The organism is Thioclava sp. GXIMD4216 (assembly GCF_037949285.1).
Lineage (GTDB): Bacteria > Pseudomonadota > Alphaproteobacteria > Rhodobacterales > Rhodobacteraceae > Thioclava > Thioclava litoralis.
This window is the reverse complement of the sequence record NZ_CP149927.1, coordinates 145,001-166,640: the sequence shown is the minus strand read 5'-3', so window position 1 is coordinate 166,640 and position 21,640 is coordinate 145,001. Positions and strand designations below refer to the sequence as shown.

Genomic DNA, 21,640 nt, shown 5'->3' with positions numbered 1-21,640 from the left:
GCGTCAGCCCAGAAGGCTCAGCACATGGCGCAGCGCCAGTTCATAGCCCTCGGTGCCGCAACCGCAGATCACCCCGTCGGCCCGCGCCGACACATAGGAATGATGGCGGAAGCTCTCGCGCTTGTGGATGTTCGAGATATGCACCTCGATCACCTTGCCCTCATAGGCGTTCAGCGCATCCAGAATCGCAACCGAGGTATGGCTATAGGCCGCAGGGTTGATAATGACCGCCGCCGCCTTCTCGCGCGCCTCGTGGATGGTCTCGACGATCTCGCCCTCATGGTTGGACTGGAACAGCGCAATCTCCGCCCCCTGCGCCTGCGCCAACTGCCGGCAGCGGATCTCGATATCGGCCAGCGTATCGGTGCCATAAATCTCCGGCTGCCGCTTTCCCAGCAGGTTCAGATTGGGTCCGTTCAGGATATAGATGAGCTTGGCCATAGACCGTTCCTTTCACATTCGCCCAGATCTACCCCGCGCAGGCGCGCGCGTCAAAGCCCCATCAGCAGGACTGCGGAGGCAGGTGAGACAACATCGACGATCCCGATTTCGTGGATGATATTGCCAGATGGCCCCCGCTTTCTATATACTGCCCAGCTAACATGTATATAACTCGTATCTTTGGGTGACCATGCGTAAAACAACGCTTGTCTCGGCTCTTTACCAGTCGCTGCTGGACCGCCTGCTTGCCAATGAGCTGAAACCCGGCGAGAAGATCAATCTCGACAGGCTTCGCGGCGAGCTTGGCGTGTCCATCAGCCCCCTGCGGGAGGCGATCTCGCGCTTGACGGCGACGCGGCTGATCCAGTTCGAGGACCAGCGCGGCTATACCGTGGCCGATGTCTCGATGGAAGATTTCCGTGAAGTTATGGAAATCTGCCGCAACAGCGAGTGTTTCGCGCTGGAACGCGCGATCCGCGATGGCGACCTGACATGGGAAAGCAACGTGACGGCGGCGCTCTATCGGCTGCAGAACACCGAGTCGAATTTCGGGTCGCCGGAATGGGAAATGGCGCATCGCGACTTCCACCTGACCCTCGTCTCGGCCTGCAAGATGCCGCGCCTGCATGACCTGATCGGACAGATCGCCATTGCACAGCGCCGCTATCGGGGGCTGATCGACATCCGCAAGCTCAGCGACCGCAGCGCCGATCATGTCGCCTTGGCCGAAGCGGCCCTTGCGCGCGATACCGAGCGCGCCTGCGAGGTGATGCGCCAGCATATCGATGGCGTAGCGGCCGAGACAGAGGTGCTGCTGGCACGCTATTTCGCCGCGCAGAGCGCCCCCGATAACCGCCCAGCCACCCGGCCATGAAAAAAGGCGGCAGAGAAATCTGCCGCCCCCGTCTTCCCCGCGGGGAAGGTTCTATTTGAGACCATCCAGAAGATCGCGCAACGCGCGTTCAAGACTGGCGCGGTCCACCGTGGAAAAATCCCGATCCAGCCGGATTTCCAGACGCCCGTTCGACGCCGTACACTTGGCCGCCCCCGTCCGCGTCTGCACCTGAAACACGGTGCGCGCCTTGCCACTGCGCTGCTTCGGGGCGGCTTTCGCCACCAGCCCCGGACGCTCGGTTTCCTCGCCAATCACCTGACGCAGCACCTCCAGCTCGTCGGTGGCGGAATGGTTGTCCCAGCCCTTCAGCGCCTCACGCACCTGCGTCACGATCTCGGGGCGGTCTTCCATCGCCGCCACGAATTTGAGACCAAGCGAGCGCGGCACATGCTGGATGAATTTCAGATCCTCGCCCAGTCGATCCACCAGCTTGATGAAGCTGCGGATATAGCTGCGCTTCTGATAGCCCGCGCTTGCGAACAGTTCCGCCACGGCCTTGTCGGGGTCCATCTGTGCGGTGCCGGGATCCTTGGCATAATTCAAGGCCAGCCCGGCCATCTCGCCAAAGGAGATATCCTTCCGGACAAGGTTCTCGTCGACCATCCGCCGATAGAGCCCCTCCAGACCTTCCCCGCGGGGAAGAATGCCCGCCGGAATGGCGCCCCAGCGTTCGGCATCGCCGGTCTCCTCCAGCAAGGCCTTATAGGCCGACATACGCCTAAAGCCTTGAATAAGCTCGTATTTTCCATCATCCCGCGCCTCAACACGGATCGGATTGGACAGGCCGATCTCGCGGATCGACTTGACCAGCTCGGACAGTTCGAAATCATCATCCTTGGCGCGGTCCCGCACCAGTTTCCATGTCTCGATCTGCCCGAGCGGGATCATATCCACGATCAGCCCGAGCTTTTTCATGCGCACATGCTCTGCCGCCAGCGCATCATTTTCCGCACGGATCTGCGCTTCCAGCGCAGTCCGGTCGCGCAGGCTGGCGGCATTCTCGCTGATCGCCGCAGCCATCGGCGACCGCCGCGGATGGGCGCTCGGCACCTCGGGGGTGTTATTCCCCGCGGGGAAGGTCTCGGCCTCGTCCTCTTCGGGAAGGTCGATGGCGAAGGTCCGACGCTTCTTCATTCAATCTCCTCCAATTTGTCCCATGCGCCCAAGAAGGTGGCGCGGAATTCATCATAGGCCCGATCGAACGACGCCCGCGCCCGACGCCATGTCTCGCGCGTCATCGTGCGGTAATCGATCTCGTAGACCGACGACAGGAACCGCCCCGACTGTTCGACGGCGCGCGTCATTTCGATCGGGTGGTCTGCCAAGCGTTCCCCGAAAACATTACGGAAGGCTTCAAACATCGCGCGGTGCAGGTCGTTGCCCGGCTCGAAGCGGGTCATCAGGAAGCGGACATCCAGAAATTCCTTCGGCAATGTCATATTCCCCGCGGGGAAGGTGCCCTCGAAGCCGTGCGCCAGATCGCCCAGAGCCTCGGAAAGCTGGCCGATGAAGGAGGTGGTGGAGTCATATTCCCAATAGCCGGGGCCGGAAGGGATATAGAGTACGTCGGCGGCAAAGACCGCATTCATCGACTGGTAGCCGATGGCGGGCGGGCAATCGAAGACGATGACATCATAGCTGTCATGGGGCAGGGCATCGAGATAGCGCGCGACGGCGGCGAAGAAGGACCAGTCGGGGTTGAGGTGCCGATACTGGGCCGATGCGAACTCGACAAAGGCCGCATTGGCGCAGGAGGGGATCATGTCGATGGTCGGCCATGCGGTCGGGCGGATGAAGTCGGTGATGCGCAGGGTATCGAGCCCGAGATCGAGGATCGAGCCAGGCAGCTTGCGCTGGGGCAGGGCGGTGCCGGATTCTGCCGCGCGCGGCGCGTTATTCATGCGCTCCGTTTCGCGGATGAGGTCGCGCGCGATGATCCCCCAGACGGTCAGCTCTTCGGACACATCCGTCAGCCCCATCGAATGGGTGAGGGTTGCCTGCGGGTCGAAATCCACCAGCAGCACACGATAGCCGTCAAGCGCTGCGGCATGTGCCATATGCAGGGCGACAGTCGATTTGCCCGCGCCGCCTTTGAAATTCGAGATCGCCACGCGGATGGCGCGCTTGTTATGCGGACGCGGCGGCTGCAGCGACCGGCGGTTCACCTTCATCTTGCGCCGCATCTCGTTGATCTCGGGCAGAGTGAACCAGCGTTGGCGCCCCTCTTCCTCGACTTCCCCGCCGGGAAGGTCGGGGTCTGAGGCCAGACGGCCCCGGAATGTGGACTGGTTCACCTTCAGGATCAGCTCGGAGACCTCCCAGCTGGAAAACCGGCGCAGGGTCTTCTCGTGCTCGGGCGAGAAGGTTTGCTTGCGGATCGCTGCCTGCATCTTGAGAGAGCGCGAGTGCAGCTCCTCCAGACTTTCATGCGTAAACATATATGCCTCATTCGGACGTTGATTATCTCTGACAACAGAAATACGCCGGATTTGCCAATGACGCAAAAAGAAAGTTATAAATATAGAGAGAAGTTCAAACAGCGTCCGCGCCCAAGGAAATAACGCTGCCCGAATGCGAATCGAATCTGTTTCGATTCGGCCCGTTTGGATGAATCGCCCGCCCGGGATCAGGGGACAAAACCACGACGTTTTGCAGAGTTAAGGTGACAAATAGGGGCGATTTAGGGGACATACAGGGCGTCCCCCTTAACCTATAATTACCATTTTTTCAGATTTGAATTTATCGGTTGGGGTCTTGAAATTGCCACGGGCTTGACAGAATCGGATTGGCGGACGCAAATAGCCAACATCGAGAGGAAAGCGTTGTCTTACGGTGGACCATCGTGCTACTCTCGGCTAACGAGGCGCAAAATAGCGTCCGAAGAATGAAGCGCCCTAAAGCGCCGGAGCAGTGTCATGATGAAAAAGGCAGTGGGTCGCGGTGCGGCCACACGTAAATACGATTTGCTTTCTGTATTGGGAAGCTATGCATTGTCTCAGGACAAGCATGTCCAGAAACAGGCGCTGCGCCTGATTTGCCTGATAACTGCGCGATATAACTGGCAAAGTGATGAACTTTCGATTGGCCAGAACGAGATCTCGAAACTGTGGTCGGTGGATGTGCGCACCGTCAAACGCGAGATGGCGGCACTGCGTAAACGCGGCTGGCTTGTTGAAAAGCGTCCGGCTGCACGGGGCAGGGTCGCGCTTTACGGGCTGAACGTGGTGCAGATCCTTGAAGACACGCGCGAGGGTTGGGCCAAGATCGGGCCAGATCTGGTGGAGCGGCTGGCTCCGGTCGAACAGAGCGCGCCGCAGACCAATGTGGTGCCGCTACGGGTGGCCGATATGCCCAGCGACGGGATCTGGTCTGAGGTCGCCCGCCGTTTGCAGCGCCATCATCCAACGGCTTGGGGCGCGTGGTTTGCCCAGTTATCGGTGCTTTCGGAGGATCGTGAGACGCTTGTCCTGCGGGCAGGCTCCGAATTTCAGGCGAGCTATATCGATACCCATCTGCGGGCGACGCTGGAGGCGGTAATCCGCAGCGTGGCCCCCCAGATCCAGCGCGTCCAGATTATCGCGCATGTCTGACAGGAAAACGCCCCGCCAGAGAACCGGCAGGGCGCAGGAAAGATCAGGATTGCGGTGCGCGGCGTTTGGCCGCTCCCGGATCGGCGGGGCCCCGTTTGGCCCCCTGCGGTTTGTTCCGGCGCCGACGCGGGCCACCGGAATTGGCCTCATTCGCGGGTTTGAAGGCCCGCACGGCACCGGCTTTCGGCGGACCGCCGCGACGACGGCCACGCGGGGCAGGGGAGGTGCCTTCGGGGCGCGTGCCTGCCGCAACCGGAATATCGATCTTCATCAGCTTTTCGATCTGTGCCAGAAGTTCGACTTCTTCCTCGGAGCAGAAGGCAATCGCCTGACCTTCGCGGCCCGCACGCGCGGTCCGGCCGATCCGGTGGACGTAGGAATCGGGCACTTCGGGAAGATCGAAGTTGATCACATAGGCCACGCCCGGAATGTCGATGCCGCGGGCAGCCACGTCGGTGGCGACCAGAATGGTGGTCGAACCGGCACGGAAACTCTCGATTGCGCGATCGCGCTGGTTCTGGCTTTTGTTGCCGTGGATCGAGGCGGCCGGATACCCGTCTTTCTCGAGGCTTTTCTTGAGCTTTTCGGCCCCGTGCTTGGTCCGGCAGAAGACCAGTGTCAGCGCGCCCATATCATTGGACAGGATCTTGCGCAGACGGTTGGGCTTTTCGGCCTTGTCCATGAACTGGACCGACTGGCTGACCTTGTCGGCGGCCTTGCCGGGGGGGCTGACCTGCACGCGCTGGGGGTTGTTGAGATAGGCTTTGGAGAGCTCTTCCATCTGTTTGGGCATGGTGGCCGAGAACAGCATGGTCTGGCGCGGCGTGCCCAGACGCGGCGCGATCTTGCGCAACGCATGGATGAAGCCGAGATCCAGCATCTGGTCGGCCTCGTCGAGCACCAGATGTTTGGTCTGCGACAGATCGACCGACCCGCGGTCCATCAGGTCGATCAGACGGCCCGGCGTTGCCACCAGAATGTCGCAGCCGCGATGCAGCGCACCGATCTGGCGGTTGATCGACTGGCCGCCCACCACGGTGATGATATGGATGCGGGTGCCTTTGGTCAGCGCGCGCAGCCCGTCGGCGATCTGGTTGACCAGTTCGCGGGTGGGGGCAAGGATGAGCGCCTTGGCGGTTTTCGGCGCGGGCTTGCCCGGGGCCTGCAGCAACTGGTCGATCAGCGGCAGGCCGAAGGCCAGCGTTTTGCCGGTGCCGGTCTGGGCCAGACCCAGAATGTCATGGCCTTGCATGGCCAGCGGAATGGCCTTGTTCTGGATGGGGGTCGGCTCGGTAAAGCCTTGCGCTTTCAGCGCATCTTTCAGCGCCGGGGACAGCCCCAGCATATCGAAATCGAACATAAATATCCTTTGCTACCCGATGCCATCATGGCTGGGCGTGGCCGCGGGGAGGCGGCCTGAGGGGTGTGACGCCGCGACCTCGAAAGCCACGGGCGGATCCCGTCTGCTTTGGCCGGACGATACGAACCCTGCGTGATGGGGAACGGGTGGGTCTGGTGCCGATGCGTCAAACGGACGCGGCTTGCTCACGCGGCAGCGCGGTACCAATGCCTATATGCGGTGTTTTTCCGATTTTGTCAATTCTGCTCTTTGCAATCTTCCCCGCGGGGAAGGGGCAGGCCCCCGTGATCCGGAAAGCTAAGCTTAACATATTTTGCGTAGCCTCGGTGGGTACTAAGTGATTCTTACGACTCGCGGGAGAGCCGATGTTCAAGTCCAAGAAACTGCATCAAGAGATTGACGAGCTGAAACGCGAAGTCAGTGCATTCGAAAACTCCCATGCGGTTGCACGCGTGGATTTTGATCGTAAGTTTTTGTATCTAAACGATTTGTTTGCAAAAACTTTCGGAATTTCTCGTGAGGACGCCCTTGGGAACAACTATGATACCCTCGTGCGTGAGAAAGACCTCGAACAGGAGGATTTCAACGAGATCTGGCGTGTTCTCAAGCAGGGCACGCCCGTCAACAAGATCGAACCGCGGCTGAATGCCAAAGGCGAGGAGATCTGGCTGGATACGACCTATTCGCCGATCACGAACAAGGATGGGGTCAGCGAGCATGTGCTGATTGCCGCCCGCGAGATCACCTATATGCATATGCGCCGTCGCGACAACCGGAGCCAGGTCGATGCGCTGAAACGTTCGATGGCGGTGATCGAGTTCGATCTGAAAGGCAATGTGCTGGATGCCAATGATCATTTCCTGAAGGCGACCGGCTACCTGATTGAGGAAATCCGTGGTAAACCTCACCGGATATTCATGCCCAAGGACGCGCTTGATACGCCCGAATATGCGCAGTTCTGGCAACGTCTGGCCAAGGGGTCGTCGGAATCGGGGCAGGTGAAACGTGTCCGCAAGGATGGTGAATTCTGCTGGCTGCAGGCAACCTACGAGACGCTGATTGACCCCGAGGGCCGCCCGTTCAAGGTGGTGAAATATGCCTTTGACATCACCGAAGCGCGCAACTTGGCCGCCGATGCGGAAGGGCAGATCCACGCCATTCAAGGGGTGCAGGCGGTGATCGAGTTCGATCCCTATGGCAAGATCGTTTCGGCCAATGACCTGTTTTGCAAGGTGATGGGCTACGAGCGCGCCGAGATCATCGGTCAGTCGCATCGCATGTTTGTCGAACCGGGCTATGGCGAGAGCCAGAGCTACAAGGATCATTGGGCGGATTTGCGGAAGGGCAAAACCCTTGAGGGCGATTTCCTGCGTGTTGGTAAAAACGGTAAGGAAGTCCATATTCGCGCCAGCTACAACCCGATCAAGAATGCCGCAGGGCAGGTGGTGAAGGTGGTGAAATTCGCGGTGGATACCACGCCTTACATGCGTATGAACCGCGTTATGGCCGAGAGCTTGGGCCGGTTGTCCGAAGGCGATCTGAGCACGCGCATCGATCAGGATCTGGGGGAATTCAACACGCTGCGCCAGCAGTTCAACGATGCGATCAGCCGGATCGAACGTGTGATTGTCGGGGTTTTGGAACAAACGGCCTCGATTGCGCAGGAAGCCGCCTCGATTACAGCGGGCACGACAGAGCTGTCGCGCCGGTCCGAACGGCAGGCTGCGACCTTGGAAGAAAGTGCCGCTGCGCTGGAAGAGCTGACCACCTCGGTGCGCGGGGCTGCCGATATGACCCTGACCGCCCGTGCGAAGGCGGAAAAGGCGAAAGAACAATCCGACCGTTCGAGCCTTGTGGTCAATGATGCGGTCACCGCGATGAATGAAATCGCCGCAAGTTCGCAGTCGATTTCGCGGATCACCAGTGTGATTGACGATATTGCCTTCCAGACCAATCTTCTGGCGCTGAATGCCGGGGTCGAAGCGGCCCGTGCAGGAGATGCGGGGCGCGGATTTGCCGTGGTGGCCTCCGAGGTGCGGGGACTGGCGCAACGGTCTTCGGATGCCGCGCGCGAGATTGCGACGCTGATCGAGGCGTCGACCCGTCAGGTCGGACGGGGGGTCGAGCTTGTCGGGCAGGCAGGCGAGGCGCTGCAATCGATCGATGAATCGATTACCGGTATCCGGGATTCGATCCAGCAGATCGCCTCTTCGGCGCAGGAACAGAGCAATGGTCTGAACGAGATGAACAGCGCCGTGAGCGACCTCGACCGTGCCGTGCAACAAAATGCCGCGATGGCCGAGGAAAGCTCCGCCGCTGTCCAGATGTTGCAGCGTGGAATCAACACGATGAGCGAGGATGTGGGGTATTTCCGCTGTAGCGAGCTGGACCTCGGCGCCGAAGAGGACCGTCTGGCAAGTTAAGGAGGCTTGCCACATCAGTCCGAAGGGGCAATAACGGCCTCGGTAATTTGGAGGTCTTTCATGCCGACGCTTCTCGTGACGGGTGCTGCCGGGTTTATCGGCTCTTTCGTGTCCCAGCGGTTTTTGTCCGAAGGCTGGCGTGTCGTCGGGTTGGACGGGATGACCGATTATTATGACGTCACTCTGAAGGAGGCGCGGCTGGCAAAGCTGCGCCTTTCGCCCGATTTCCGTGACATTATCGGTATGGTCGAGACCCCCGGTCTGCTGATGTCCATCATGGAAGAGGAACGTCCGGATGTGGTGATCCATCTGGCGGCACAGGCTGGGGTCCGCTATTCGATCGACAATCCGCGGGCGTATCTTGAAGGCAATATCATCGGTACATTCGAATTGCTGGAAGCCGCGCGGGCCTATCCGCCCAAACATATGCTGCTGGCTTCGACCTCATCGGCCTATGGGGCCAATACCCAGATGCCCTATCGCGAAACCGATCGCGCGGATCACCAGATGAGCTTTTACGCCGCGACCAAGAAATCCACCGAGTCGATGGCCCATTCTTACGCCCATCTGTTCAATCTACCGGTAACCATGTTCCGGTTTTTCACCGTCTATGGGCCGTGGGGGCGTCCGGACATGGCGCTGTTCAAATTTACCCGTGCCATTTTCGAAGACAAGCCGATCGATGTCTATAATTTCGGCGATATGAAGCGCGACTTCACCTATATCGACGATCTGGTTGAAGGGATCCGCTTATTGGTCGATGTGGTGCCCGAGCGTTGTGCCGATGTGCCCGCGGGCGATAGCTTGTCGCCGGTGGCGCCCTATCGCGTGGTCAATATCGGCAATAACAACGCGGTGCAGTTGACCGAATTCATTGCCGCGATCGAAGCGGCGACCGGGCGTGAGGCGATCCAGAATCTGATGCCGATGCAGGCCGGAGATGTGCCTGCCACATGGGCGGATGCCAGCTTGCTGAAATCACTGACAGGATATGCGCCCAGAACGTCGGTGCGCGAGGGGGTGCAGTCTTTCGTGGACTGGTATCGCAGCTATTACGCGCTGTAATCCGTAAATGTCGCGTGTGCTCCCGTTCGCGGGGCGATCTGCCATGGTGCAGATAGGCTCATGCGGATAGGGCATCCGAAATCCTGCAGGCTTGGGCTTTCGGAGTGCGGGTTTGGCGACAGGACGTATGCCGGTCGCCACAAAGACGATCTGCTCTACAAAACGCAGGAGCCTGCCGCGCGCTTGAAGGCACGGGGCACGCTTTGTTTGCCCTGCCGATTGCTGCCGAATTTACGGGCAATTCCAACGGGTTTTGCGGACAAGTGAAAAATCCTGCCGGAACACGCTGGAGTTGCCTTGCGCCGACAGCTAGCCTGAACAAAACAGATTGCACAGGGAGCGCCAGCCATGTCCACGAAAACGGTGATGATTATCGGAGCAGGGATTGGCGGGCTTTGTGCGGGCATTGCGCTGCGCCGGATCGGTTTCGAGGTGCGGATTTTCGAGAAGGTCCGCGAGGTGCGCCCTGTCGGCGCGGGGCTATCGCTTTGGCCCAACGGTATCCAGTGTCTCTACCATCTGGGTCTTGGCGCGCAGATCCGTGATCTGGGCGGGCAGATGGAGAGGATGGCCTATATCGACGGCCTGACCGGAGAGACGATGTGCGCCTTTCCGCTGACCCCGCTTTGGAACAGCGTGGGCATACGCGGCTATCCGGTGGCGCGTGCGGCAACGCAGGAAATGCTGATGGACGTGTTCGGGCGCGAGCATATCGCGCTGGGAATGCGTCTGGTCGCGCTGCAGGAGGAGGGGGCGCAGGTGCTTGCCCGTTTTGCGGATGGCACCGAGAGCCGCGCGGATTTTGTGATCGGGGCAGACGGGGCGCATAGTCTGGTGCGCGACCATCTGCTTGGCCCGCTCGAGCGGCGCTATGCCGGCTATGTCAACTGGAACGGGATCGTGGATATGGATGCCGCGATTGCCCCCGCCGATTGCTGGACGACGTTTGTCGCGCAGGGCAAGCGGGCCTCGATCATGCCGATCGGGGCGGGGGAAAACGGGCAGGGGCGTTTCTATTTCTTCTTCGATCAACCGATGCCTGCCGGAGACACCCCCGCGCGTGAGGACTATAAATCCTTGTTACAGGGTTGTTTTTCCGGCTGGGCCGAGCCTGTGCAAAGGTTGATTGCCGCAGCGGATGCGGGGGCGATCAACCGTGTGGAAATCCATGATATCGATCCGTTCTCCACTTGGGCCAAAGGCCGGATCTGCCTGTTGGGGGATAGCGCGCATAACACGACGCCGGATCTGGGGCAGGGGGCCTGCATGGCGATTGAGGATGCGGTGGTGCTGGAAGAAAAGCTGCGCGGGACCGACGATATTCCTGCGGCGCTTCAGGCCTATCAGCAGGCGCGGGCCGCGCGCTGCGCTGATCTGGTTTTGCGCGCGCGCGCGCGTTGCGATGTGACGCATGGGGTTGATCCTGCCGTGACCGAGCGCTGGTATGACGAATTGCGGCACGAAACCGGCGCGGCGATTCTGGCGGGGATCGCCAAGACGGTGGAAGGCAGCCCTGTCTATGCCGAGTTTGCTGCCGGCTGAGCCCTTGCTGGCCTCGGGGCGGGTGGCGAGCGGGCGGAATGTCCGGCGCTCGCAGAATTCTCTTTGTTCTCCATATGCTTTTTGGATTAGGTTTGCTTTGGAATGCCCTATATGGGTCCCTGTCCGGTTGCGATTGCGGACGCAGGGGCGCAGACTCGCGGCGCGACAGGGTTTGACGGACAAGGACGGATTTTGTGATTACTCTGCGGAGCCTTCAGGCCCTTTTCATCCGGTATAGTTCGATCCATCGGCAATACGGTTTTCGCCCGCGCGCGATCAGGGCGGCAGGCGGCAAGGGGATAGGCTGGCTGGAATCGCAGGAGATCCGTGGCAATCACCGATGCGTTTCCGGTTGGGTCGAGGCTGATGAGGTGGGGCTGATCTGCGGCGAAGGGCATCGTCTGGCCGTGGAGCCGGTGCAGTTTCGCGCCGATGTGCAGGCCGCCTATGGCGGGACGGGCAAGGTCGGGTTTTCGCTGACATTGCCCTATATTGCGGGAACGGGGCGGCTTGTGATCCGCAAGGGGACCGAGACGGTCGAGATTGCGCTGCGCGATCCGGCGGCTTTGCGTCGCGGGGTCGAAACCCTGCGTCTGGCGGCGGCCTTCGCTTGGGCGGGGATACAGGGCTTGCCTGCGGCGCTGATCTATCTGCGCAGCACAGACCGTGCGCGCAAGGATCGTGCCAAAGCGCGGCTGAAAGCGCTGTTTCTGGGCCGGACAGATATGGTCCAGCCTCTGCGGATCGGGGCGGGGCAGCTGGGCTTGGCGGAAGACTCGCCGCTTTTGTCCCGCGCAGGGACTGCCGAGCGGGGCGCGGCGGCCCAGCGGATCACGATCATCCTGCCCGTCTATAACGCCTTCGACCTGCTGCAACTCTGCCTGTCGCGGCTTGTCGCCCATACCGATCTGGACTGGCATCTGGTGCTGATCGAGGATGGTTCGCCCGATCCGCAGATCCGGCCCTTTTTGCGCAAATGGTGTGAAAGCCGCCCTGCCGGTCAGGTGAGCTTGCTGGAAAACGCGCGCAATCTGGGCTTTATCGGTTCGGTCAATCGCGGATTTGCCGAAGCCCTGCGGCGGGATGCGCCGGTTGTGCTGTTGAATTCCGATGCTCTGGTGCCCGAGGGCTGGGCCAGCCGCTTGGTGGCCCCCTTGGCGGACCCGCGGGTGGCGAGCGTAACCCCGATGAGCAATGATGCGGAAATCATGAATGCGCCGGTCATCTGCCAGCGCGGGGATTTGTCCGACGGCGTGGCGGAGGGGCTCGATGCCTGCGCGCGCACGTATTTCGCGCAAGCCCCCTTGGCAGAGCTGCCGACGGGCGTAGGGTTCTGCATGGGCATCGGTCTGGACTGGCTGCGTCGTTTTCCCGAATTCGATCCTGTGTTCGGGCGCGGATATGGCGAGGAGGTTGACTGGTGTCGCAAAACGCAGGCCGAGGGCGCGCGGCATCTGGGCGTGCCGGGCCTTTTTGTCGAACATCGGGGCGGCACGTCGTTCGGGTCGGAAGAGAAGCGCCGCCTGATCGAGGAAAACGGGCGCCGGATTACGGCCCGCTATCCGCATTTCGATGCGGATGTGCAGGGGTTCATCGCGCGTGATCCGATGATTGGCCCGCGTTTGGGGCTCGGGCTGGCATGGGCGGGGGCGATGCAGCAGGCCCCGCTATCGGTGTTTGTCGTGCATTCTCTGGGGGGCGGTGCCGAAGACGCGATGCGGCGCGATATCAGTCGCCTCTGTGCCGAAGGCCAGTCGGCGGTGGTTTTACAACTGGGCGGGGCGACACCTTACCGGATGACGCTTATGACCCCCTTGGGCGAGACCGTCGCCAATCTGGAAAGCGATGCGGTGCTGGCGCATCTTCTGGCGGCGGTTCCGCGGCGTCGGATTGTCTATATCTGCGGCGTGGGGGATGCCCGTCCCGAAACGCTTCCCGACAGGCTGCTGGCATGGCGTGGCGCGGCGGAAGGGTCCGAGCTTGTTGTGGAATTCCATGACTTTTTTCCGCTTAGCCCGTCTTATACGCTGCTGGGCGATACGGGCCGTTTCGAAGGCGTGCCACGCCCTGAGACGCATGGCGGACAGGCCTGCCATCAGGTGCGTGATGCGCAGGGCCGCGAGATCGGGTTGCAAGCGTGGCAGGACCTCTGGCATCGCGCGCTTGCCCAGGCGCGGATCGTGGTGTTTTCCGAAAATAGCCGCGAGATCGTGCAAGGCTGCTGGCCGGATCTGGCCCCGCAGATCACGCTGCGGCCGCATGATGTGCTGGAGGATGTGCCCTCTGTCGCGCGCGTGCCGCTGGAGGCACCGCGTACAATCGGGATTCTGGGCAATATCGGCTACCAGAAGGGGGCGGAGATCTTGCAGATCATGGCCCGCCAACTGGGCAAGAGCGGTGCGGCGCGTCTGGTTCTGTTGGGCAATATCGATCCGAATTATCCGCTTGGCAGGGCCTGCACGATCCACGGCAGCTATGCGCGGCAGGACATTGCCCTGCTGGCCGAACGCTACAAGATCGATTGCTGGCTGATCCCCTCGATCTGGCCGGAGACCTTTTCCTTTACCACCCGCGAGACTCTGGCCACCGGCCTTCCGGTCTGGTGTTTCGATCTTGGCGCGCAGGCGGATGCCTTGCGCGCGGCAGGGCAGGAGGCGCACCTTCTGCCGCTGCCGCAAAATGATGAGGATGTGGCGCAGGTTCTCCGGCGGATCTGCCAGAGCTGAGCCTAGCGCGTCACCCTTCGCGGTAGTAATAGCTGTAACCGTTCAGCGCAGGCGCGCCGCCCAGATGGGCGTAAAGCACCTTGGAGCCTTTGGGGAAGGCGCCCTTACGGGTCAGGTCGATCAGCCCCTGCATGGATTTGCCTTCATAGACCGGATCGGTGATCATGGCTTCGGTGCGGGCCGCAAGGCGGATGGCGGCATTGGTCTCTTCCGAGGGCACCCCATAGGCCGGATAGGCGTATTCCTCGTGGATGACGATCTCGTCCTCGCGGATTTTCCGGCCCAGACCGACCAGTGTCGCGGCATTATCGGCAATCTCGCGCACCTGCGCGCGGGTTTGTTGGGGGGTGGCGGAGGCGTCGATGCCGATCACCCGTTCGGCGCGGTTCTGGGCGGCAAACCCCACGATCATGCCCGCCTGCGTCGATCCGGTGACCACACAGACGATGATATAGTCGAACTGGAAGCCCAGCTCTTTCTCCTGCTCGGCCACCTCTTCGGCAAAGCCGATATAGCCGAGCGCGCCATATTTATGCACCGAGGCTCCGGCGGGAATGGCATAGGGTTTGCCGCCGCGATCCTTGACCGACTGGATCGCATCCTCCCAGCTTTGCCGGATGCCGATATCGAACCCGTCCTCCACCAGTCGCGATTCCGCCCCCATCAGGCGGGTCATCATGATATTGCCGACACGGTCATAGACCGCATCGTAATGGGGCACCCATTTTTCTTGCACCACAACGCATTTCATCCCGAGCTTTGCCGCCGTCGCGGCGACCATGCGGGTATGGTTGGATTGCACGCCACCAATCGAGACCAGCGTATCCGCCCCCGACGCAAGCGCATCGGGCACGATATATTCCAGCTTGCGCAGCTTGTTCCCGCCCATTGCCAGCCCCGAATTGCAGTCATCGCGCTTGGCATAGATCTCGACCTCGCCACCCAATGCGGCAGACAGGCGGGGCAGATATTCGATGGGGGTTGTGCCGTAGGTCAGGGGGTAGCGTTCGAATTTTTCGAGCAGGCTCATGCAGGATCTCCTTTGGACGATGACCACAGGCTAGCAAGGCATTGCAGAAAGGTGCTTTCTAATTTGGCTTGCGATTTTAGGGAATTCTGTTCGAATCCGAGTCTCGTGAAAGGAAAGCTGAAAATATGGCGTCAAAAGCGGAAGAGTCTTCCATCCAGGATCTGGACCGAATCGACATGGCGATCTTGCGGCTCTTGCAGCAGGACGGGCGGCTGACCAATGCGGAGCTGGCCAGCCGGTGCAATATCTCGCCCGCGACCTGCCATCGCCGGACGCAGCGGCTTTTCGAGACCGGCGTGATGTCGGATGTGCGGGCACGGATTTCGCCCGATCATGTCGGGTTGGGGGCTTTGGTGATGGTGGGCGCGGTGCTGGACCGTTCGACCCCTGAAAGCTTTGCCGCATTCGAGGCTGCGGTGCAGAAGATGCCTTCGGTGCTGGATTGCATTCTGGTGGCGGGGGATTTCGACTATCTGATGAAGATCCGTGTCGGGAATATGCAGGATTTCAACAAACTGCACGGGCGCGAATTGATTACCCTGCCGGGGGTGCGTCAGATCCGCACGTTTTTCGCCATCAAAGAGGTCAAGGACGACGCTCCGCTAAGGTTCTAGGGGAGGCTCTGGAACATGCTCCGGCACCGCAGGAGGTCGAGCGCGGAGACGGAGGTGGCGGGCAAGGTCCGGGGGATCCCTGCCCGCGACGGGTTATTGCGAAATCGCCTTGGTGATCTGCGCCGCATTATAGCGCATCAGGGCTTCATAGCTGGGGGCCGGACCGGAGGCATCCGAAAGCGCTTCGGGATACAGCTCGCCCCCCGGTTCCGCGCCGGTGGCGGCCGCGATCTGTTTCACCAGACGCGGGTCGTTCGAGTTTTCCACGAAATAGGTTTTCACCCCGTCGGCCTTGATCTGGTCGATCATCTTGGCCACATCCGCCGCCGAGGCCTCGGTCTCGGTCGAGACCCCCTGCGGCGCAAGGAAGGTGATGCCATAGGCCTGTCCGAAATAGCCGAACGCGTCATGGCTGGTCAGCACCTTGCGCTTGGCTTCGGGTACGGCCTCGATTTCGGCGCGGATCTCGGCGTCCAGTGCGGTGAGCCTGGCCTTGTAGCTGGCGGCGTTGGCCTTGAAATCGGCGGCATCCGCAGGATCGGCCTTGCTTAGGGCGGCTTCGATATTATCGACCCAGATCAGCACATTGGGGATGGAATTCCAGACATGGGGATCGGTGACATTCTGGCCATCCTCCTCGAACTCGTGGGTTTTGATCCCCTCCGAGACGATGACCGGAGGGACCGTGCTTCCCGAGGCCTTGGCCAGACGGTCGAACCAGTTCTCAAGCCCTTCGCCGCTGAGGAAGGTCACCGGCGCGGCTTTGAGGGCCTTGGCGTCTTCGGGGCTGGGTTCGTAATCATGGGGGTCGCCATTGACGGGCACGAGGTTGCGGACCGTCACATGTGCGCCGCCCACGTTTTTCACCACATCGCCCAGCACCGTGAAGCTGGTGACGACATCAAGGGTTTCGGCATGGGCCGCGCCCATCATGGCCATCGAAAGGGCCAGCGCCGAAAGCGCGGGTTTCAGGAAGCGGAGTGTCGTCATGGAAATATCCTTTGCTTAGCCCTCGAGATGGGGGCGATTGAGAGTTCTGGCCAGAAAGCCCTGAGGGGCGACCAGAAGCGAAACGGCATAGAAGGCGCTGGCGGTCAGGATGATGGTCGGGCCGGAGGCAAAGCCCAGATGGTAAGACAGCAGCAGGCCGATAAAGCCCGAGATCATGGCGATCATCGCCGAGAGCGCGGCCATCGCGGGCAGGCTGCGCGCCCAGAGCTGGGCGGTGGCGGCGGGCAGCATCATCAGCCCCACCGCCATCAGGGTGCCAAGCGCCTGAAACCCCGCCACCAGATTGATGACCAGCAAAAACAGAAACAGCAGGTGATACAGCCCGCCCCGCCCGCCGACCGAGCGCAGGAAATTCGGGTCGAAACATTCCATCACAAGGGGGCGGTAGACCAGAGTCAGCACGATCAGAGTGAAACTGGTGATTGCCCCCACCATGTAAAGGGCGCCGGCGTCAATGGACAGGATGGTGCCGAACAGCACATGCAGAAGGTCGATATTCGACCCTTTCAGCGACACGATCAGCACGCCGAGCGCCAGAGAGGTCAGGTAGAATGTGGCAAAACTTGCATCTTCCTTCAGCCCTGTGCCGCGCGTGACCAGCCCTGCCAGTAACGCCACACCAAGGCCTGCGACGGCTCCGCCGATCCCCATCGCCAGCTGCGACAGGCCACCGGCCAACAGAAATCCGATGGCGGCACCGGGCAGGACCGCATGGCTCATGGCGTCGCCGACAAGGCTCATGCGGCGCAACATCAGCAACACCCCCACCGGCCCCGCCCCGAGCCCGAGCGCCACCGAGGCCACGAGCGCGCGTCGCATGAAGCCGTAATCGACGAAAGGCTGTAAAACGGTTGAATACAGGCTCATGCGGCGCGCCCCTTTGCGGGCTCGCAGGGGCCTGCATTGGCCATCCACGCGGTGGTCGTGCTGCGTGCCAGACGCAAATTCGCCTCGGTCAGAACCTCTGCCGTCGGCCCCCAGCCGATCATCCTGCGCGCGACGAGCAGGGTTTCGGGGAAGGCGGCGCGCACCTGATCGATGTCATGCAGAACCGCCATCACCATGCGTCCCTCCCTGTGCCAGCCTTCGATGATGGCCAGAAGGTCGGCTGTGGTGGCCTCGTCGATGGCGGTGAAGGGTTCATCAAGCAAAATCACCGGCGCATCCTGCAAGATCAGCCGTGCAAAAAGCGTGCGCTGCATCTGCCCGCCCGAAAGCGAGGCGATCTGGCGGGCCTCGAACCCCGTCAGGCCCACCGCGTCGATGGCGGCGGCGGCCTTGGCGGAAAGATCCGCCCCGAGGCTGCGGAACGCGCCGGTCTTGCGCCATGCCCCCATCGCCACGACATCCGCTACGGTGACGGGAAAACTGCGCTCGATCTCGGCAAGCTGGGGGAGATAGCCGAAATCCTGCGGTCTCAGGCCGCCGAAATCGATCTTGCCCTCGACCCCGAGCCGCTGGCGCATCAGGGCCTTCAGAAGGGTGGATTTGCCTGCGCCATTCGGGCCGACAATGGCTGTCTTGCTGGCTGGCTGGAAAACCCCTGACAGGTGATGGATAGCCGGACGCCTGTCATAGCTCAGCGTGACATTCTCGAAGGTGATCCGGTTGTTCATGGCAGCGCCACCGCCCAGCCGATCAGCCCCCACATCCCCATCAGGATGAGGCAGGCAAACAGCCCCCGCCGCAGGGCGCTGGCCGAGAAGGTGGAAAGAGGGAAGCTGGGCATATCCGTGACCTTTCTGATATGTAATGTAATAATATTACATATTCTGGCGTTCCCTATCTCCGTCAAGATGACAGAAAAGGGAAGTCACATACGCTTGATCAGCTTTATTCCCGACACAGCAGGCGGGCGATGAGCGAGGCAGGGTCGGGCGTGTCAAACGGCGAGGGGGCGTTGCGATCAAGGATCGGCACGCAGGCCGAGGCCCCGTCTCCGGTCAGGCGAAGCGGCGTATCGGGCGCGGGGCGCAGATCCATCAGCGCGTCGGGATCGCTCAGCACAAGGCGCAGGGTGCGGGCGTCGAGCGGTTGCACCGGCCTGAGCACGAAGGAAAACCGCAGGCTGCCGCTGGCGGTCAGCTCTGCCGCAAAGTCCGAGACGGCCGGAGGCGGCGGCTCTTGCGCGCCGTCCAGCAGCCTTGTGTAAAATAACGAGGGGGCCGTATTTTCGCGCACGATGGCCACCAGCTGGTTCAAAGCATCGGGGCCTAACGGGCCTTGTTGCGGCTGGTTCAGGGACTGGACGAGCCATTGCGAGGTCTGCGCGCTGAACAGCCATGTCTCGTCAATCTCGGTGACGTTTGGGCCATTCATGACGAGGGCAAGCTGCGCCACGATCTCGTCTTCGGGATGCGCCGACGCCTCTGGCGGGGACAGGCCAAGCCCCCCGAGCACAAGCGCAATCAGTGCCGCGCGTCTCATGGCTGCACCCCCAGTTCGGGGCGGCTATGGGCGTCGGGGGCGGGGATCTGGCCCGTGGGGATCTGTCGCTGGGGCAGCAGGGTTTCGGGGATCGCCTGCTGGATCAGGGGTTGGGCGGGGGAGACGGGGCTGGCGGGCATCTTCCAGATGGGGCGCGTGTCGGCGGGCACTGGCGAGGCCAGACGGTTGCCGATCAGGCCGAGACTGCCATAGAGAACCGCGATTGCAATCAGCCAGCTGCCAATGATCCGCGTGCCGATCACGGTGCCGCGTGGCGGGATGATCCGGCCCAGACAGCCGGCGCAAAGCAGGATCCAGACTCCAAGACCCAGACCCGAGAGCGCGATCGTCGGATCGCCGCCAGAGCTGGGGTCCGACAGTTTCAGCGCCACGGCATAGCTGCCCCCGCTGATCAGGGCCGCCACAGGGAGCAGGCGCTGTGTCAGCCATTGGCCCGGCGCCAGCACCAGCCCCAGAGCCAGCGCACCGATGGGCAGGGTGTAGAATTTGTGGCTGACCGCACCGGGCAGAGGTTCGATCATCGCCATCAGCCCGACATGCGCCCAAAGACCAAGCCCGAACCCGAGCGCCCATCCAACGAAAGAGGCGGCCTTGCCTTGGCGTGCAAGCGGTACGGCGGCAAATCCCAGCGCCGCAAGCGTCAGCAGCATCGGGGCGCTCAGCGCCGATTGGCTGACCCAGAGCGAGATCGCCTCGGAAAGCTGCATCGCCGCCAGCAGTGCCGCCCCCCCGAGCGTGAAGCACAGGACAAAGGCGTTGATGCGGGCTCGCAAGGCGGGGGAGGGCTTATCCGACAAGGAAGCCGACCCCCGCCAGCGCGATCACCGCGCCAAGGAGACGCGAAATCCGCCCCTTCCAGAGCGGGTTGAGCACCAGCCCGACCCCCACACCGATCACATGGATCAGTCCCGTGGCCAGCACGAAACCGATGGCATAATCTGCCGGATCGGCTGCCAGCGGCAGTTCGGCCCCATGCGCATAGCCGTGACAAAGCGCAAATACTGCAATCACCGCCAGCGCGACCCATTCCCACGGGCGCCAGGCCGCCGCAATGGCCCCACCCAGCACGATGATCGACAGCGCGATACCGGTTTCGATGCCGGAAATGGTCAGGCCGGAAATACCGGCGATGCCGCCCAACACCATGACCAGCGGAAAGGTGACCGGCAGGGTCCAGACCCGTTTGCCACCCATCTGTGCGCCCCATAGCCCGACCGAGAACATCGCCAGAAAGTGGTCATATCCTGTCAGCGGGTGCTCGAAGCCTGCGGTGAAGCCACCGGACCCCGCCGCCGTGATATGGGCCGAGGCCAATGTCGGCGCACAAAGTAGGCACGCACTCAATAAGGGAACGGGGAGAGATCGGAAGGTCATGGTGCAAGTCCCGTGTGGTTTTGGATGTCTTACGGGCAAGGACGCCACGGAACAAGCGCGCCTGTCGGGGAGGGCTTCACTTCGCGGCGATTGTGCCGAGCGAGAACAGCGTGGCGATCAGCCGCTCCGTCACCGTCCTATCCAGCGCGTCACCATTGAGAACGCGGCACCAGAAGGGGTCGTGGATCATATAGGACAGGATCTACAGGCCGCATTCCGCTGCGATCTCGCCGCGACGGCGTGCATGGGTGCAGGATTTCGAGCCTCAGCGCCTCGGGCTGTGTGACGAAGCTTCGCCGGAAATATGCGCGGAACTGGGAGGGCTGTCTGGGCGGCGATCGGCGTGGTCAGGGCGCTGCCCATTTCTTCGAGCGTATGGAAGATCTACTGTAGAAAAACCGTCAGCGCCGCACGTCCCGATGCCTCGGGGTCGAGCGGGGTCAGGGGGGCGGACATCTCTGCCGTGCTATAATAGAAGACGACGGTTTCGTATGGATACGGGACCGTCGTCTTTTAGTATCCGTTCCACACCCGCCTCCACACCCGCCGATCAATCGGAATCGGTCCTGCCTTGACCGTTGAGGGCGATTGGACACGGATATCCCATGCGACAGCGCCACGAGCCCTTTTGGGTCTTTGCACCGGCCGCGCTTTGCGGACCGTGTTCCCGCCGGTTGCAGGGGCCGCTGATCGAGAGGGACGGGCGCAAGGGGCCAATGATCTGCGGAGCGGTCCCCCGAGGCCCAGATCGCGCGCGGGTGTCCGGCGGATGTTGGGCAGGCGCTGGTCTTGCTGGGGTCAGCGCGGGGACCGCGTCGCTGTCATGTATGTGCATTGGCGTCGGGCAGGGCATTGCCATCGCGCTTGAGCGGGTTTGATCTTGTGAGGACGGGCGGCGATGAGGCCGCCCGTTTCTGTTTTGGCCGTTAAGGGGCTCTTTGAGGTGGGTTTGTTTTCGCGTTGGGGAGGGTTCGGCCGGGGCAGGGGTGTGTGGGGTGGTTTTGGGGCGGGTGATTCCTGTGGTTTTGGGTGTGTTGGGGATTGGCGTCATAAAACTGTTCGAAATATATACTTTAATTTCAGCTGGTTAGGTGATTTTTTGGGTTTTTGGTCTGTTTTTG

Annotated in this window: 18 protein-coding genes; 7 read left to right on the top strand and 11 right to left on the bottom strand. The window is 61.6% G+C overall.

All coding sequences use genetic code 11. The features are described 5' to 3' along the window. Positions 1-3 precede the first annotated feature (3 nt). Entirely contained in the window at positions 4-441 is a 438-nt protein-coding gene (gene aroQ / locus WDB88_RS14185; protein WP_339109771.1) for a type II 3-dehydroquinate dehydratase, read from the bottom strand. A gap of 190 nt (positions 442-631) precedes the next feature. On the opposite strand from aroQ, the gene WDB88_RS14180 reads away from it, so the two are divergent. Continuing rightward, on the top strand, positions 632-1,315 hold the full coding sequence (locus tag WDB88_RS14180) for a GntR family transcriptional regulator (RefSeq protein WP_339109770.1): 684 nt from the start codon (positions 632-634) through the stop codon (positions 1,313-1,315). Between the two features lie 51 nt (positions 1,316-1,366). On the opposite strand, the gene WDB88_RS14175 is transcribed toward WDB88_RS14180, so the two are convergent. Next, on the bottom strand, positions 1,367-2,470 hold the full coding sequence (locus WDB88_RS14175) for a ParB N-terminal domain-containing protein (RefSeq protein ID WP_330647254.1): 1,104 nt from the start codon (positions 2,468-2,470) through the stop codon (positions 1,367-1,369). Continuing rightward, positions 2,467-3,774: an AAA family ATPase gene (locus WDB88_RS14170; RefSeq protein ID WP_330647255.1), complete on the bottom strand. Its 1,308-nt coding sequence runs from the start codon at positions 3,772-3,774 to the stop codon at positions 2,467-2,469. Before WDB88_RS14170 ends, WDB88_RS14175 begins: the two co-directional genes overlap by 4 nt. Before the next feature lie 477 nt (positions 3,775-4,251). Here WDB88_RS14170 and WDB88_RS14165 point away from each other — a divergent pair, with 477 nt between their 5' ends. Further along, positions 4,252-4,926 carry a hypothetical protein gene (locus WDB88_RS14165; RefSeq protein ID WP_330647256.1) on the top strand — a complete coding sequence of 225 codons (675 nt, stop codon included), beginning with the start codon at positions 4,252-4,254 and terminating at the stop codon, positions 4,924-4,926. A 43-nt stretch (positions 4,927-4,969) separates the two neighbouring features. Here the strand turns inward: WDB88_RS14165 and WDB88_RS14160 are convergent, their stop codons facing one another. Further along, positions 4,970-6,286, bottom strand: coding sequence for a DEAD/DEAH box helicase (locus tag WDB88_RS14160; RefSeq protein WP_330647257.1), 1,317 nt, complete (start codon positions 6,284-6,286; stop codon positions 4,970-4,972). A gap of 365 nt (positions 6,287-6,651) precedes the next feature. Between WDB88_RS14160 and WDB88_RS14155 the strand changes: the two genes are divergently transcribed. From WDB88_RS14155 to WDB88_RS14140, 4 genes are all read left to right on the top strand, one after another. Next, positions 6,652-8,709 (top strand): PAS domain-containing methyl-accepting chemotaxis protein, encoded by a 2,058-nt coding sequence (locus WDB88_RS14155; RefSeq protein WP_339109769.1) that lies wholly within the window; start codon positions 6,652-6,654, stop codon positions 8,707-8,709. A 60-nt stretch (positions 8,710-8,769) separates the two neighbouring features. Beyond that, a complete protein-coding gene (locus WDB88_RS14150; RefSeq protein WP_330647259.1) occupies positions 8,770-9,774 on the top strand; it encodes an NAD-dependent epimerase/dehydratase family protein in 1,005 nt (334 codons plus the stop codon). A gap of 348 nt (positions 9,775-10,122) precedes the next feature. Then, positions 10,123-11,316: an FAD-dependent urate hydroxylase HpxO gene (gene hpxO / locus WDB88_RS14145; protein ID WP_339109768.1), complete on the top strand. Its 1,194-nt coding sequence runs from the start codon at positions 10,123-10,125 to the stop codon at positions 11,314-11,316. Between the two features lie 194 nt (positions 11,317-11,510). Continuing rightward, positions 11,511-14,042 (top strand): glycosyltransferase, encoded by a 2,532-nt coding sequence (locus WDB88_RS14140; RefSeq protein ID WP_339109767.1) that lies wholly within the window; start codon positions 11,511-11,513, stop codon positions 14,040-14,042. Positions 14,043-14,052: 10 nt separating this feature from the next. On the opposite strand, the gene WDB88_RS14135 is transcribed toward WDB88_RS14140, so the two are convergent. Then, the gene (locus tag WDB88_RS14135; protein ID WP_330647262.1) at positions 14,053-15,072 is read right to left on the bottom strand and encodes a 1-aminocyclopropane-1-carboxylate deaminase; all 1,020 of its coding nucleotides are present in this window, start codon (positions 15,070-15,072) and stop codon (positions 14,053-14,055) included. Between the two features lie 125 nt (positions 15,073-15,197). Between WDB88_RS14135 and WDB88_RS14130 the strand changes: the two genes are divergently transcribed. After that, positions 15,198-15,686: an Lrp/AsnC ligand binding domain-containing protein gene (locus WDB88_RS14130; RefSeq protein WP_339109766.1), complete on the top strand. Its 489-nt coding sequence runs from the start codon at positions 15,198-15,200 to the stop codon at positions 15,684-15,686. A 93-nt stretch (positions 15,687-15,779) separates the two neighbouring features. On the opposite strand, the gene WDB88_RS14125 is transcribed toward WDB88_RS14130, so the two are convergent. The 6 genes from WDB88_RS14125 to WDB88_RS14100 form a co-directional block, all read right to left on the bottom strand. Next, positions 15,780-16,676: a metal ABC transporter substrate-binding protein gene (locus tag WDB88_RS14125; protein ID WP_339109765.1), complete on the bottom strand. Its 897-nt coding sequence runs from the start codon at positions 16,674-16,676 to the stop codon at positions 15,780-15,782. Between the two features lie 15 nt (positions 16,677-16,691). Further along, on the bottom strand, positions 16,692-17,564 hold the full coding sequence (locus WDB88_RS14120; RefSeq protein ID WP_330647265.1) for a metal ABC transporter permease: 873 nt from the start codon (positions 17,562-17,564) through the stop codon (positions 16,692-16,694). Beyond that, positions 17,561-18,313 (bottom strand): metal ABC transporter ATP-binding protein, encoded by a 753-nt coding sequence (locus WDB88_RS14115; RefSeq protein ID WP_339109764.1) that lies wholly within the window; start codon positions 18,311-18,313, stop codon positions 17,561-17,563. The genes WDB88_RS14120 and WDB88_RS14115 overlap by 4 nt, the downstream gene beginning before the upstream one ends. 217 nt (positions 18,314-18,530) lie before the next feature. Then, positions 18,531-19,124 carry a DUF1007 family protein gene (locus WDB88_RS14110; RefSeq protein WP_339109763.1) on the bottom strand — a complete coding sequence of 198 codons (594 nt, stop codon included), beginning with the start codon at positions 19,122-19,124 and terminating at the stop codon, positions 18,531-18,533. Then, entirely contained in the window at positions 19,121-19,942 is an 822-nt protein-coding gene (locus WDB88_RS14105; RefSeq protein WP_339109762.1) for a hypothetical protein, read from the bottom strand. The genes WDB88_RS14110 and WDB88_RS14105 overlap by 4 nt, the downstream gene beginning before the upstream one ends. Next, a complete protein-coding gene (locus WDB88_RS14100; protein WP_339109761.1) occupies positions 19,932-20,519 on the bottom strand; it encodes a HupE/UreJ family protein in 588 nt (195 codons plus the stop codon). Before WDB88_RS14100 ends, WDB88_RS14105 begins: the two co-directional genes overlap by 11 nt. Between the last annotated feature and the right edge of the window lie 1,121 nt (positions 20,520-21,640).

What these genes read in the sequence shown, in the direction of transcription:
- aroQ (WP_339109771.1), bottom strand. Translation starts at nt 441, where the DNA reads ATGGCCAAGCTCATCTATATCCTGAACGGACCCAATCTGAACCTGCTG.
- WDB88_RS14180 (WP_339109770.1), top strand. Translation starts at nt 632, where the DNA reads ATGCGTAAAACAACGCTTGTCTCGGCTCTTTACCAGTCGCTGCTGGAC.
- WDB88_RS14175 (WP_330647254.1), bottom strand. Translation starts at nt 2,470, where the DNA reads ATGAAGAAGCGTCGGACCTTCGCCATCGACCTTCCCGAAGAGGACGAG.
- WDB88_RS14170 (WP_330647255.1), bottom strand. Translation starts at nt 3,774, where the DNA reads ATGTTTACGCATGAAAGTCTGGAGGAGCTGCACTCGCGCTCTCTCAAG.
- WDB88_RS14165 (WP_330647256.1), top strand. Translation starts at nt 4,252, where the DNA reads ATGATGAAAAAGGCAGTGGGTCGCGGTGCGGCCACACGTAAATACGAT.
- WDB88_RS14160 (WP_330647257.1), bottom strand. Translation starts at nt 6,286, where the DNA reads ATGTTCGATTTCGATATGCTGGGGCTGTCCCCGGCGCTGAAAGATGCG.
- WDB88_RS14155 (WP_339109769.1), top strand. Translation starts at nt 6,652, where the DNA reads ATGTTCAAGTCCAAGAAACTGCATCAAGAGATTGACGAGCTGAAACGC.
- WDB88_RS14150 (WP_330647259.1), top strand. Translation starts at nt 8,770, where the DNA reads ATGCCGACGCTTCTCGTGACGGGTGCTGCCGGGTTTATCGGCTCTTTC.
- hpxO (WP_339109768.1), top strand. Translation starts at nt 10,123, where the DNA reads ATGTCCACGAAAACGGTGATGATTATCGGAGCAGGGATTGGCGGGCTT.
- WDB88_RS14135 (WP_330647262.1), bottom strand. Translation starts at nt 15,072, where the DNA reads ATGAGCCTGCTCGAAAAATTCGAACGCTACCCCCTGACCTACGGCACA.
- WDB88_RS14130 (WP_339109766.1), top strand. Translation starts at nt 15,198, where the DNA reads ATGGCGTCAAAAGCGGAAGAGTCTTCCATCCAGGATCTGGACCGAATC.
- WDB88_RS14125 (WP_339109765.1), bottom strand. Translation starts at nt 16,676, where the DNA reads ATGACGACACTCCGCTTCCTGAAACCCGCGCTTTCGGCGCTGGCCCTT.
- WDB88_RS14120 (WP_330647265.1), bottom strand. Translation starts at nt 17,564, where the DNA reads ATGAGCCTGTATTCAACCGTTTTACAGCCTTTCGTCGATTACGGCTTC.
- WDB88_RS14115 (WP_339109764.1), bottom strand. Translation starts at nt 18,313, where the DNA reads ATGAACAACCGGATCACCTTCGAGAATGTCACGCTGAGCTATGACAGG.
- WDB88_RS14110 (WP_339109763.1), bottom strand. Translation starts at nt 19,124, where the DNA reads ATGAGACGCGCGGCACTGATTGCGCTTGTGCTCGGGGGGCTTGGCCTG.
- WDB88_RS14100 (WP_339109761.1), bottom strand. Translation starts at nt 20,519, where the DNA reads ATGACCTTCCGATCTCTCCCCGTTCCCTTATTGAGTGCGTGCCTACTT.